The organism is Parabacteroides sp. APC149_11_2_Y6 (assembly GCF_054506995.1).
On sequence record NZ_CP173709.1, the window covers coordinates 2,415,958 to 2,430,001 of the forward strand.

At 41.5% G+C, this 14,044-nt stretch carries 11 protein-coding genes; all 11 read right to left on the reverse strand.

Going from position 1 to position 14,044, the window contains the following annotated elements; all coding sequences use genetic code 11:
* Positions 1 to 8 precede the first annotated feature (8 nt).
* The 11 genes from ACGE0T_RS09805 to ACGE0T_RS09855 all read right to left on the reverse strand — a co-directional run bounded on the left by ACGE0T_RS09805 (position 9) and on the right by ACGE0T_RS09855 (position 13,990).
* The gene (locus tag ACGE0T_RS09805) at positions 9 to 695 is read right to left on the reverse strand and encodes a response regulator transcription factor (protein ID WP_459190280.1); all 687 of its coding nucleotides are present in this window, start codon (positions 693 to 695) and stop codon (positions 9 to 11) included.
* Positions 696 to 1,027: 332 nt separating this feature from the next.
* Positions 1,028 to 1,681: a D-sedoheptulose-7-phosphate isomerase gene (locus tag ACGE0T_RS09810; protein ID WP_459190281.1), complete on the reverse strand. Its 654-nt coding sequence runs from the start codon at positions 1,679 to 1,681 to the stop codon at positions 1,028 to 1,030.
* Positions 1,682 to 1,691: 10 nt separating this feature from the next.
* Positions 1,692 to 2,657, reverse strand: a complete 966-nt coding sequence (locus tag ACGE0T_RS09815; RefSeq protein WP_459190282.1) for an ROK family protein — start codon at positions 2,655 to 2,657, stop codon at positions 1,692 to 1,694.
* On the reverse strand, positions 2,650 to 3,756 hold the full coding sequence (locus ACGE0T_RS09820) for an MFS transporter (RefSeq protein WP_459190283.1): 1,107 nt from the start codon (positions 3,754 to 3,756) through the stop codon (positions 2,650 to 2,652). The genes ACGE0T_RS09815 and ACGE0T_RS09820 overlap by 8 nt, the downstream gene beginning before the upstream one ends.
* 55 nt (positions 3,757 to 3,811) lie before the next feature.
* Positions 3,812 to 6,358: an alpha-mannosidase gene (locus ACGE0T_RS09825; protein WP_459190284.1), complete on the reverse strand. Its 2,547-nt coding sequence runs from the start codon at positions 6,356 to 6,358 to the stop codon at positions 3,812 to 3,814.
* Positions 6,359 to 6,390: 32 nt separating this feature from the next.
* Positions 6,391 to 7,974 (reverse strand): RagB/SusD family nutrient uptake outer membrane protein, encoded by a 1,584-nt coding sequence (locus ACGE0T_RS09830; protein WP_459190285.1) that lies wholly within the window; start codon positions 7,972 to 7,974, stop codon positions 6,391 to 6,393.
* 20 nt (positions 7,975 to 7,994) lie between these two features.
* A complete protein-coding gene (locus tag ACGE0T_RS09835; RefSeq protein ID WP_459190286.1) occupies positions 7,995 to 11,114 on the reverse strand; it encodes a SusC/RagA family TonB-linked outer membrane protein in 3,120 nt (1,039 codons plus the stop codon).
* Between the two features lie 233 nt (positions 11,115 to 11,347).
* On the reverse strand, positions 11,348 to 12,349 hold the full coding sequence (locus tag ACGE0T_RS09840) for a LacI family DNA-binding transcriptional regulator (protein ID WP_459190287.1): 1,002 nt from the start codon (positions 12,347 to 12,349) through the stop codon (positions 11,348 to 11,350).
* A gap of 324 nt (positions 12,350 to 12,673) precedes the next feature.
* Complete coding sequence (locus ACGE0T_RS09845) at positions 12,674 to 13,105, reverse strand: DUF4274 domain-containing protein (protein ID WP_459190288.1); 432 nt, start codon at positions 13,103 to 13,105, stop codon at positions 12,674 to 12,676.
* A 131-nt stretch (positions 13,106 to 13,236) separates the two neighbouring features.
* Positions 13,237 to 13,704: a macro domain-containing protein gene (locus ACGE0T_RS09850; protein WP_459190289.1), complete on the reverse strand. Its 468-nt coding sequence runs from the start codon at positions 13,702 to 13,704 to the stop codon at positions 13,237 to 13,239.
* Positions 13,667 to 13,990, reverse strand: coding sequence for a hypothetical protein (locus tag ACGE0T_RS09855; RefSeq protein ID WP_459190290.1), 324 nt, complete (start codon positions 13,988 to 13,990; stop codon positions 13,667 to 13,669). The genes ACGE0T_RS09850 and ACGE0T_RS09855 overlap by 38 nt, the downstream gene beginning before the upstream one ends.
* Between the last annotated feature and the right edge of the window lie 54 nt (positions 13,991 to 14,044).

Consider the following 14,044-nt stretch of genomic DNA (forward strand, 5'->3'; position numbering starts at 1 on the left):
TTTATCTGTTAACTTTCAAAACAATAACCAAAACCCAAACGGGTTACGATATTCTTACCATAATCCCCTATCTTCTTCCGCAGGCGAGTGATATTTACATCGATAGTACGGTCCAGCACGTAGACTTCATCTTTCCAGATGCGTGCCAATATTTCTTCGCGGGAAAATACATTTCCTTTATTTTCAAGCAGGAGTTTCAGGATTTCAAATTCCTTTTTGGTAAGGGGCACTTCTTTCCCGTCTACCGTCGCTTTAATGCGCTTGGCATCCAGTACAAGTGTTTCATATACCAGCAATTCACCTTCCTGCGATTTATCTTTATCGGTCGTTCTTCTCAATACGGCCTTAACACGCGCTACTACCTGGCGGATGGAGAATGGCTTGGAGATATAATCGTCCGCACCCAGGTTAAAACCGGTCAGCATATCATTTTCCGTATCTTTTGCCGTCAGGAATATAATCGGAATGTGGGCGGTACTTTCATTTTTCCGTAACATGCTTGCCATCTTGAAACCGGATATTTCCCCCATCATCACATCCAACAGCAATAACTGGTAAGCAGGCAGATTCAGTTTCAATGCCTCTTCCGCACTGAAAGCCGTATCCACTTCATACCCTTCTATTTCAAGATTGAATTTAAGGATTTCACACAAATCCTCTTCATCATCCACAACAAGTATTCTCGGTGTATCCATAGTTTCCATGTTTAATGTGCATTACAAATATATTTATTTTTCAGCAAAGGACGGCAAATGTTGTTTCAGCTACGTGAAATAGATATTACAATTCGATTACAAAAGAAAAATTACCCCATACCGGTTTCTTCCAACCGGGGCAATAAAAAAAGGGAATGTGCCAAAAGTCTATATTAGGGAACGCAGAATTCGCAGACTAAGCGCAGATTTACGCAGACCATATTTTTTCAATAAATAATCTGCGTAAATCTGCGTGTTCTGCGTCATCAGCGTCCAGTAATAGCTTTTTGACACATTCAACCAATCCTTAAGTTCCACTTAAAAACAATACGCTATGAATCGTCGTCCATCAACTCCGCTTCCAACATGGCGCAAAGGGCATGATATATCGGCAAATGATATTCCTGTACCCTGTATACTTCTGTAGCCGGAGCACGAAGCGTGATATCGCAAATATCCGACAGGCATCCTCCTTCCCTTCCTGTAAAAGCGATGGTCTTTACGCCCAAAGTTTTTGCTACCTTACAAGCATTCACCACATTTTGCGAATTGCCGGATGTAGATAATCCCATCAAGACATCCCCGGCTTTCCCATATCCGAAAACCTGCTGTGCATAGACCATTTCCGGATTCACATCATTAATGAATGCGGAAGATAAAGCGGATTGCTCTACCAACGAAATCGCAGGAATCGCACGCTGCAAGGAATCGGCAAGCTCCGCGCCTTCCCCCGGATAAAAAGTTTCAATCGCATGTCTCTGTTTTGTTGTCAAAGCTCTTTTCTTTTTGAAACCTTTCATCAACTCGCCTACGATATGGGAGGAGTCTGCCGCACTCCCCCCATTTCCGCAAATCATTATTAAGCCGCCAGATTTATAACAATCCGTTATCATATGGAAAGAAGCGATGATATCATCTTTACAGCTTTCCAATTCCGGATAATGTTTAATAAGAAGGGCTAACTCATTATATGCTGCATCATTCATAGGCTCTTCTTTATAATAAGTTGGAAGCTACGGATAAAGCAGCAACATCTCCTATGCTATCGCCTAACCCGGAAGGAACCACCCGGCAGACCGAGCGGGAATACCGCTGGGATTCTTTCTCTATCTCAAGCCTCATCGTAGGTTCGAGCAAAGGTTGCACGCGGTTATAAATACTTCCCAGGATAATCACTTCCGGATTCAATACATCAATCAGTATGGAAAGCGCCTTACCTAAATAGGTACCGCAATCTTTATAAATATCAATTGCCAAGGCATCTCCCTGCTGTGCCGCTTCCGCTACGGTTTTAGCATCTACCGTATCCAGTTCGTTCAATGTTTTACAGAAAGAAACATCCAAACCGCTCTGTATTTGCTCCAACACTTTCGTCCGGGCAAACTGTGCGATTCCGCCCCCACTGCAAAAGCCTTCGAAAGAACCGGCTTTTCCATAACCGACAGGTCCTAATTCACATAGCCGGATATGCCCGACCTCGCCTGCCATATCATTTGTTCCGGTATACAGTTGGCCATTCAAAATCAATCCGGCTCCCATACCTGTACCGAAAGTCAGGAATATAACATTACTATACCCCCTGCCTGCACCGTATTGCCATTCAGCCAGGGCACAGGCATTCGCGTCATTTTGTATACCTGTTGGAATATTATACCGTTTTTCGAACAACTCTTTTATGGGGATATGATTCCATCCCGGCAGATTGGGAGGAGACATAATAATCCCTTTCCGGCTATCCAACGGACCTCCGCAACTGATACCTATGGCGGAAATAGGCAAGCCTTTATCCAAAACAGCATCTATCGCTTCGTATATCTTCTGCATGGTATATTCCACCCCTTTCAATACTTCTGTCCGGAAACAAACCTTATGGATTACCTTAATTTCATTTCCTATTATCTCTCCCAATGCAACAGCACACTTTGTACCGCCAATATCCAAACCTATGACATATTTATTCATACCTCGATACTTTTAATGAAAAAAACAATACATAGAATAAAGACACACCATATAAAAAGAAGGCCGGCATAAAGCTCCACAAATCGCTTACCAATCCAATTATAGGGGGTATTATTCCTCCTCCGCAAACACTCATAATCATCAATCCGGATAACTCATTTGCCCGCTCCGGGATGTATTGAAGGCCAATAGAAAAGACCAATGGAAATATTGAAGCCGAGAATAATCCTACAAGAAAAATAGCAATCTGTCCGGTAAGATAATTAGGAGCAAAAAACATCATTATAAAAGAACATATAGATAATATTGCACAACTGACCAGGACAATATTCGTCCTAAATTTATTCAAAATAATCGCACTGAAAAAACGTCCGACCATCAAAGCTGAAAAATAAATACTAATCCCAATGCTTCCTTCCTCCTGTGACACCTGATACGAACTGCGCAGATACTTTACGATATTCGTATTCATCCCGACATCGAATCCCACCATCAAGAATGTCCCCAACACAACCAATAAAATCCGTTTATCTTTCAATAGGCTTAAAGAACTGGAAATACTTGCGGTTCCCGTATTCGAGGATTCTTTAATAGGCGTTACGTACAACCAGAATATGGTTATCAAACAAACCAGTAAGTAAATCCAATAGACGATGGACCAATTATCAAAATAAATAGCGCAAGAAGCAGCGATGAAAGGACCTAACATCCCTGCTATGGCTTTAACGAATTGAGAGATTGTTAAATTCCTGGATAATTTATCCGGAGCAGAGACATCCTGCATTAAAGGATTTGCCGAAACCTGAATGATCGTATTTCCTATCCCCAGGAATGTGAAAGAGGCCAGCATGCCATAATAGGTATAGCAAACTATAGGTATTAACATCCCGATACCAATACACACAATCCCCCAGTTGGCCGTATATTTTTTCCCTTTCCTGTCCTGGAATATACTAATCGGTACGGACAGCAACGCAAACCAGACGAATGCCAACATGGTTAGTATCTGGGTCAACGTATTGCTTAACCCGAACTCCAACTGGGTATAACTTGTAGCAACTCCAACGATATCACCAAATCCCATGACGTAAAACGCCATGAGGACTGGTAATATGCCTTTGGATGTTGATTGTAAACATCCTGAATTATCCATGCTATTCTTCTAAAAGGTTTACTTCCTTAATCGATTTCCGTTTGGGACTGTACCGCAACGTCTTGATTTCATTCGGGATAAAATCGCCTTTCCATTCAAAATTATCGTAAGTGAAATTAATTTTTGCGGATGTTGCCCGACCTAACGTTTCCACACAGCGGATAATCAAGTCGTCTCCCTTTTCAGCTTCTTTGATGGAAGTAATATTCACATTCGGAACATCTATATTCAGGAACGAAGCGGATTTACTTAACTTGCCCGGATGAATCCCCTGATAAATCATTACAGGCCTGGACAGGAACTCTTCCGCTTTTCTCGGGACATTTGCTTCACGCCAGTCGCCTTTATGGGGCAACAAGGTCATTCTGAATGTCTGACGTCCCTGGTCCATCCAGTAATATTCATTTTCCAAATCCAGCTTTTTAGGATTATGGTGGGCATAAACGGCAGACCTTGCAATAGAGATTCGCATATCCGTATCTTTTACGTCATAACCGTACTTCGCATCATTCAACACAGCCAGACCGTAAGTCCTGCCTCCGAGACTACCGCTTAAGTCGATCCAACGCAGTCCGGGGTTTTCATATCCGTTCGTTTCCCTGACAATCGAGCCGTAAGGCGCCTCATAGGTAGAAACAGAAGAAGAAAGTGCCATTGGAAATGAGAACTTCAACATTTTCAAACGTTCATGCCAGTCTAATACGACTTGTGCATTTATATCACGCGAACCGGAAGTCAAAGACCAATCCATGGTTAAGGTCGAGTCGCCCCAGTATGAAATGACACGTATGGAAGCTCTTACCGGGCCATTTTCCAAAACCTTAATATTGGCATTCCGGAAGTATCCTATTTCATCGTCGAATGTTTTGATATCGTGGCTCCAGGCATCACTCTTATCATCGATAACAACAGCTTTACAGCCCTTGCCCCTACCGGAGAATATATCCTTTCCTACTTCTTTATCAAAAATACCGATGCTTCCGTCACTGAAAACAGTTACTTTATAAAATTCGTTTTCCAACGTATTGCCTTCTGCCGTTGCCGGTCTGGTAACTTTATAAGACTCTCCTTTCCGGATACGTATCTGGCGGTATCCCATAGGCGGAAGCGTTACTGTTGCAACCAATCCCTGGCGGTTGCCGCATTGGGATTCCCCGATTACCCATTGATGAGGTATGGAATTTTCCAGTTCATCGGTAACCAATGTGGTTTCGGGCTTGCCCCACCAACCGAAATCGTAATGGATATTGGTTGTGATTTCCCACGCATGCGGATTAAAGATGACCAAATATTCCGAACCCGGATCTTCCGAAGGTATTTGCCATTCCAGCTTTTGAATAGCCATCGTGGCCACTTCGTTTGCCGTGTCTAAAATTCGTCCGTAACAATCGGAAGCGTCTTTAGTATGGGATGCCAATGACGAACCGGCAAGGCTATCATGGAACTGGAAGAACAGCAAGCGCTCCCAGGATTCCGTGAACAAAGATTTCGGATAATTTGCCCCCCAGACACGTCCGCCGACAGCACACAATTTCTCTGTTGAAACGAGAGCGTCTTCAGAGTGGCGGTTACCTTTCTTTATAACCCAGTCTGCCGTATAACAACCGACTGCATGATGTTGTAAATCATCTTTTACAACAGGCAGTTTCAAGGATTTGTCTTTTCGGGCTTCATCAAAATAGTCATTCGTTCTTCCATAAACGATAAGAGGAGCTCCGTCTTCTTTCTTCAACTCTTCTATCGATTTCAGGTTTGCTTTTGTCGGTCCGCCTCCATGGTCGCCCACTCCATAAAATGCCATGAATGATTGCATCGGCTGTTTAGGCGCCTTATTCAAAATAGACTCGATACGCGACCTTACCTGATTGTCGTCATTATAACTATCCTGGATACGATAAGCTAAAACACGTGAACCATCCGCACTTTCCCACCAGAAGAGGTCGGAAGGAATATCCTTTTCATGAGGACCGGGGCGCATGAATACATAATTATCCAATCCCTGCTTTTTCAAAATCTGAGGCATCGTTCCGGCATGTCCGAAAGAGTCGGGATTATAAGCAACGGTTGCCCGTTTGCCTACAAGTTTTTCCAAAGTCATCTGGCCATAAAGTCCCTGGCGTACCATCGCTTCCCCACTGGGCATATTCACATCCGGTTCAACCCACCAGCCGCCAACAACCTCCCAGCGTCCTTCTTTTATCCGTTGTCTGACCTCGCGCAACATTTCGGGGTCATTCTCCGCTACCCACTTATAAAACTGGGCGGAACTACAGGTAAACACCATTCCCGGATTCTCCTTCATCCGGTCTAATGCAGACCGGAACGTACTATGAACAACAGATACACCTTCTGTCCATCTCCACAACCAAACGGGGTCGATGTGTCCGTGACCTATCATTCTGAATTTATACTTGGAGACATCCCCTTTCCAAGCCGATACCGAATCAGTACCCAATATGGAGGTAAAAGGGGTCAATGACACCGCCGCTATACCTAATGCCGAACGATTCAGGAATTCTCTCCTTGACAATTTCTCTTTATTTTTCATGATAAATAAGATTTTATTATTAACGAATCAACTTATTCCGGTTCTTCTGACAACAATGGATTTCTTTGCATCTCCTGCGAGCAAATCGGGAAATAAATATTATCCTCATTGAATACATGCCCGTAAGGATTGGATGCACCTATCAAATCAACAAAATTAAATTCCCCGCTTTTCAATGCCGGATATTTTCTTGTACGGGTAATATCGTTCCATATTTTCATTTCAAAAATGAACTCGCGGATTTTCTCTTTCCAGACTTCCTGTACAAACTGTTCCACCGAATAATTACTCATTGCCAATTCGGATACAATCGTAGATTTGTCCTTATTTATGGATGCCCGGGCTTTTATGGTTGCAAGATAGTCAATCGCTTCTGCCGTGACACGGTTATTTGCCCGAACTAACGCTTCTGCTGCTATCAGATACATTTCAGCCAACCGGTAATGGACTTGGTCTTTTACTGAGACACCGGTAACCAAAGCTGCTTCTTCCTCCCACCAGAAATAAGGAAGCGGTTTTCCAAACTCTCTCAGTTCCTGCGTTCCTTTTCTCTGCTTATAGGAACGATGGAAATACTGGTGATCCTGGAAACGCAAATCATCCGACTCGTCATAAAGGCTTAACAAGAGAGGGTCCGGTTGGTAAGCATTGTTGCAATCCGACCATTTAAACTCGCCCCATGAGGCCGCCACATTCGGGAAACAACACATCGGACGGCTGCCACCTTCATATATCCCGGCTTCATATTCTATCGTATACAAATACTCTTTCTCATTATCTGATGTACGTAAAATATTATAAGCGCTGTTTTCCCCCTTATCCTTATGTTGGATTAATTCATAATTTGCATTATTTATCAAAGACTCTGCGGCTTCCGCTGCCAGCGCATACTTGGATTCGTCTTTAATCGGATAACCTGCCATATTCAGGTAGACATCTGCCAACAGGGCCAAAACGGAACCTTTGGAAATACGGAACCCATTTTCCGGGAAAGATTTGTCTGCCAACCCCATCGATAATGCTTCTGTCAAATCCTTTACAATGAAGTCATAGACCTTCTGTTCCGTAGACCGCTTCACATACAAATCATCAATGGTCGTATAGGTGGTCGTTACAATAGGTACAGCACCAAAAGCCTTTACCAGATAAAAATAATTCAAAGCACGGAAGAACTTGGCCTCACCAATCAACCGGTTTCTTTCAGCTTCACTCAAACCGGGACATTCCGGAATGTTATTGATAGCGAAATTGGCAGTCCTGATGATCGCTTCATACGAACTTTGCCACATGGTCTGCAAATGGTTATTATCCACAGTCGGGTCCAAGGTCAAGGTCTGGCTGTGGGTAATCCAAACTTCCTGTCCTTTATACGTATTGTCGAACAAGCCGGACAAGTATCCGCCGTCCATCATATGAGTTCCTGCCCATACACTGTGGTTATATCTTTCGGGAACTCCCTTTTTATATAACCGGTTCACTATGCTGTACGCATCCGTAGCATCCTGGAAAAAGTTTTCCGAATCCCTTTCACTTCTGGGGTTTTCTTCCAGAAAAGAAGTACATGATGCCAGGAAAACAGAAGCTACTATCGTAAATAATCCAATATTAATTTTCATAATAATAGTATTTCAATAATTTAAAACATAAAATTAACACCTAACGTATATGTACGGGCCGACGGATATTCGAAGGACATGATATTCTGGGAGAACTTGTCGTTATAGGTCGTACCCTCGGGATCATACCCTTTAAAGTCTTTCGAACAGATTACAAATGCATTATTGACACTGAAATAGACTCTGAGGGACCTTGTTTTCAGTTTCTTCATCAACGTATTGTTGAATGTATAACCTAACTGTATCAGGTTTCCTCTTAGATAAGAACCGTTACATACCCAGTGGGAGTCTGCCATCGTATTCTGGCCGGCATAACTCTGCTGGCGGATTTGCTGCACCATCGTATTTTGGTTTTGCTCCGTCCAGGAATCATACAGAATCGACTTCAAGCCATTTGCAATACCGGTACGGTCTTCCATGGTGTGGGTAAACTGCTGCCAAACATCGACACCTCCGACAAACTGTAAATCCAACGTAAAATCCCAGTTTTTATAGTAGAACTTATTGATAAAGCTGCCTGTCCACTTCGGCATTCCATTACCGATAATATATCTTTCGGACGAACGTTTTGCTTCTCCCGGAATGGCATTTACCTTTGCGGCTTCTTCTGCTTCATCCGTTCCCCATGTACCATAACGCACATATCCGTAGAAAGAGCCTAATGATTCTCCGACACGCAATATGGTGTTACCCCCCTGGATATCCGGTCCCATAATGATGTCTTCATTATTGTCTCCTAATTTTAATATGGTATTTTTATTGTAATTGAAATTTAAAGTACTTTCCCATCTGAAATCTTTATTCTCGATATTGACTGTATTCAGCATAAAGTCGACTCCCTTATTTTCCACTTCTCCGATGTTATCCCAAACACTCGAGAAACCGCTGGTGAATGGAATAGGCTTATCCAAAAGCAAATCTTTCGTCCGTTTCAGGTAGAAGTCAAATTCTAAATTAATACGGTTGTCGAACATTCCCAGGTTAAAGCCGGCATCAAACTGGTCGGTCTTCTCCCATTCCAGGTCCGGATTCGGCATACGGGATATTTCGCTGGTCACTTCACGGCCTCCATTAATCAAAGTAGTACCGGAAGCCATAGTCGACAACGTTTTATAAGGATCGATTTCCGTATTACCCGTACGTCCGTAACTGGCTCTTACTTTCAGATTATTGATCCATTTTACACGGAAAAAATCTTCATTACTAATCACCCACCCTAAACCGGCAGAAGGGAAATATCCATATTTATTATTCTTACCGAAACGGGAAGAACCGTCAATACGCATAGTGGCTGTCATCAAATACTTGTCGTTGTACGTATAACTGGCACGTGCAAAATAAGAATTCATCGTCCAGGAACTATAGCCGGAAGCCGGAGCCGAGGGTGTTTTTCCTGCGCCCAAATTATCATATCCATAATAATTCGTATCGAAATCGTAAACATTCCCTGTTTGGTTATGTTCCTTCGTATCTTTGGACCAACTGGCACCTAATGTCGCATTGATACGATGTTTGTCTTTTAGCAGTTTGTTATAATTCAAATAAGTTTCTTCCTGCCAATACAACCATTGGGCATTATAGAAGCTGGCCTCACCTCTACTTGAAATTCCCACCAAATTATTCGGGGAATAATTCTTATCCTGCCTGAAGTTTGCATCCACACCAATCTGCGAGCGTAAAGACAGCCCGTCTGCCAAATGGAAAACAACAGCCACATTACCAAATAACTTCGTACGGTAACGTCCTTTTTTTCTTTCCAGAAGTTCTTGCAGCGGATTACTCATGCCTTCCAAACCTAAATTCAACTTACTTCCCGGATACTGGGTGCTGGAATATGAACCGTCAGGAAATTTTACCGGCAAAATCGGAGGCATTTCCCACATGGTTCTACGAGCCGTCTGTCCGCCTCCCGTATCATCTACCGTGTTTCCCCACATATGGTTTACCATCAAGTTCGAATTCAGCTCGAACCATTCCCTGGGCTTTGTATCATAAGTAAACTTTGCACTGATACGTTTAGCATAGTTGTTGTGAAGCAACCCCTGCTGGTCTGTATAATTAAAGAATGCACCGACGGATGAATTTTGGTTCTGTTGCTGGATATTCAACTGATGGCTATGGGATATAGCATTACGGGTTCCCACATCCTGCCAGTCCGTGTCGTAAAGAGGATTTCCGTTTGCATCGAAAATAAGCGGATCGGACCTGTCAACAAAATATTCTTTCACTCCCTGGCTTTCCAAAAAGGCCTGGCCTTGCGGATACTTGCTCAAATTGGCAAAGGCGATATCTTCAACCTTTAGAAACTCTTCCGCATTCATCACGTCCATCTTTCTTGCCATAGTCGCCATACTTACATAACCGTTATAAGATACAGTCAGCCCTTTCTGCCCTGTATTCCCCCGTTTGGTTGTGATAAGAATAACCCCATTCGCTCCACGGGCTCCGTAGATGGCAGTGGCAGACGCATCTTTCAATACCTCCATCCGCTCTATATCATTCGGATTAATATACTGTATCTCGCTCATCTGAACACCATCCACAACATACAGCGGGTCTGTATTGGTATTGATGGAATTCATACCACGGATAACAACCCTCGACGAATTACCATCCTGCCCCAGCGGATTACTGGTGCCATTAAAGATAGAAACACCGGCGGCTTTACCTTTCAAACCCTGTAATGCATTAAATGACGGTGTAGACAATAGTTCCTCTGCCGATGTCACACTGATAGCACCGATCACATCCGATTTACGCTGCGTGCCATATCCGACCACCACCACTTCGTCTATCTCTTCCGTATTTTCATGCAATGTTACATTTAATATACTTTTCTCTCCTACAGGCATTTCAAGCTCTTTATAGCCTATATAGGAAAAAACCAAAACCGCATTTTGAGGCACATTCAGCACAAACTTCCCGTCTACATCCGAGATTGTTCCTATGGTCGTACCCTTTACCATAATATTCACTCCAATTACTGGAATGCCTGAAGAATCCACTATTTTTCCTGAAATTTCTCTCTCTGAATGCTGAGAAACCAAATGACTCGAATTTTTGATATTTTCTGCTTTCAGAATCCTGGCACTTATCAGCGGAAAACCGAAAAGAGAAGTGATGATAAACCATTTTATCATTTTAATTTTTTGCTCACCGGACCACCCTGAGCATATAAAGATATTTCTCATAATAATAAAGTTAATTATTGATTGATTGTAACTGATTTTACCTATGCTCTCCGTTTAAGAGGGCATGCTTTGCTCCTTTCTCCATTCATAGGCTAACTAAATTTTAATAAAACAACTATTATATAACCAGTCGACTGTTCTTGCTTAAACGTTAAAGCAAATCGAGTAAAAAAATGTTCCTGCTAAGGAATATCGCATTTTAAAACCAATGCTTCCTTTTCCACAGGGGTCATTTCTCTTTTGCTCACGATATTTTGATGTAATATGCGAACAGCATTTCTGCCGATTTCCATAACCGGCATTTTTGCTATCTTCATATGGGGAACTAACAAATGGAAAGCAGGTATCTCATGTATGCAAGCCATATCCAAATCCCTCAAATTAATTTGCCGTTTCTGGAAATGGGAGAACGTATCCATTGCCAAAACATGAGTCACGAAAAATATGCTGTCTATATCCGGTCTCTTTTCCAATATATTATCTAAAACAGCACCTATATTCTCTTCAAAATCTGCAAACTCGACGATTCCACACAAATCCGGATCGAATGCTATTCCCGCTTCATCTAATGCCCTCTTATAACCGTTAAGACGCATTTCCATAATCTTCAGGTGCGGGTTGGTCAACAAAATCGCTATTTTCCTATTTCCATCCAAGATTAACCGATGTACCAACTCATAACTACACTCTTCGTTATTAATAAGAATATAGTTCGTTTCCATATCTTCAAAATAGCGGTCAAACAGGACGAAAGGGTAAGATTCCTCACATAACAACTTAATCTCCGCTTTTGAATACTTTGTAGGAGCAATAATCAAACCGTCTATCTGTTTTGACTTAAACATTTGAATAATCCGGTTTTCCCGTTCCAGTTCCGACTCCGAACTGCCTATCATCAATGTATAACCATAGTTTTCAGCTTCCAGCTCAATAGCTTTGGCCACTTGTGAATAGAAGGAGTCGGAGATAGAAGGCAAGATTAAACCGATAGTGCCGGTCATCCCCGTATTCAATCCGCGAGCTAATAAATTAGGACGGTAATTCAATTCTTTGGCACACTGCCATATCTTATCCTGAGTAGCTTTGCTTATCCTTTTCTGGGTACCTTGATCCGACAACACCCACGAAACGGTCGTTATCGAAATATTCAGCTTTTTTGCTATGTCTTTTAACGAAGCACCCATTTTATCTTTACTTTTTGCTTTGCTTAAACGATAAAGCAGTTTTCATATAAATAATTTCTACAAATATAAAAACATATATTTCTAAAAACAAAATATAAAACAAACAAAAATGAACACATAATAACTATTTAACATATATTTTGATACTAAGATAAAAACCTCCCCTATCCCTTAATATTTACCTGCGGTAGTAATTTAAATTAGTACCGCTACTAATTCAAATTACTATTGCTACTAATATTTTTTAACACACCAGGTACAATAATAGCTTTTGTACGAGGCAGCCAATATCAGGAAACATGCATATACACTAATATTAATATATTATTTTTTTTCTTTCAGATGCTTTTCCAATGCAATATACACTTCTTTCCTATAACTGACAAAAATAGTTTTATCTGTTTGGGAAGAATCTTTCTTTTTCCCGTCATAGTGCGGAATATTGGATAAAAACAGGCTATACGAGAAAATCATGTTCTCCTCTATTTTACGGGAAGGTTTGAATGACTTGGCAGGTATGTAAGAATAAATACCCTCTTTACAACGGTAGGGCTTATACATTTGCACATATATTCGGGTGGTATTCCACTTATAAATAATGTAGTCTTGCGGTTGTGCCTGCCAAAAAATCATTAAAGCAGTGGCTTCGCTACATATAGCTTGCTTCACAATCCAAACTAATATTGGTATGTGAATATCCCAATTCACCACATTTGCCAGATAGTGCAGTTCGTCAGGTTGTGTTAATATAGACAAACCGTTTAAGTCAATATCCGGATTCTCAACAATGCAGTCATCTATATATTGTTTTACTTCATATTTTATTCATATTGACAATAATGGGTTGCAGCTTGCCGCTATTAGGTGGAACAGGTGCATATTATAAACTAATTTTCGTATTCAATCTTATACTCTTCATATACATTGAATACCGTTTCACAATCTGATAAAACGCTTTCGAGTAAAGGCTTGACTTCACTATTCCAATCCAACTTGCCCAAGCCTGCGCCTATTTTCGGGAGAGATACGGTTTTAATGCCTTTGCCTGCACACACTTTCTTTAAGCGTTTCAATCCTTTATTCAGATATGCAAGTTCTGCATGATACATATCCGGCTGTGTAGCAATGTAGATTATGCCTGGAGAGCAACCTTTGATTTCTCCTACAAACACATCGCCAGCCTGGAACTTGGTGTTTCTTGTATACTTCTTAAAGAGTTTTTGGATTTCAGGGAATTGACTTGACAGTTTAAAAGCAAGTCCTGTTCCCAGTCCTTCTTGTGAGCCAACAGCCACCCCCTGCGCTATGTACTCATCTTTACTTTGCAATATATCTCCCGAAATGTAATTTATCATATACAAACTCATATTTTGCACTTTGCCCTCTATAAGCAGAACCGCATTTAATAATATTTAGGCGATAAATCCCCATTGAGGCTGTTGTTGGATATTTCTTGCAGATTGTGATTAACATATCAAGATTTACAAGTAAATACTGACAACCATCATCGTAATCTAATACCTTTAAACTCTCTTCCGCTTTTTGTACATTTTCTAAAGCAAAATTGAAATATCTCAAAGGAAATAAATCAGCCTTTGTATTTTCTTCCGGTCTTATGCCTTTATTGGTATGCTTCTTCATTTTTTATTTATTAATTCGATGCTAATGATGATTGGCGAATAATCGCCCTTGTAG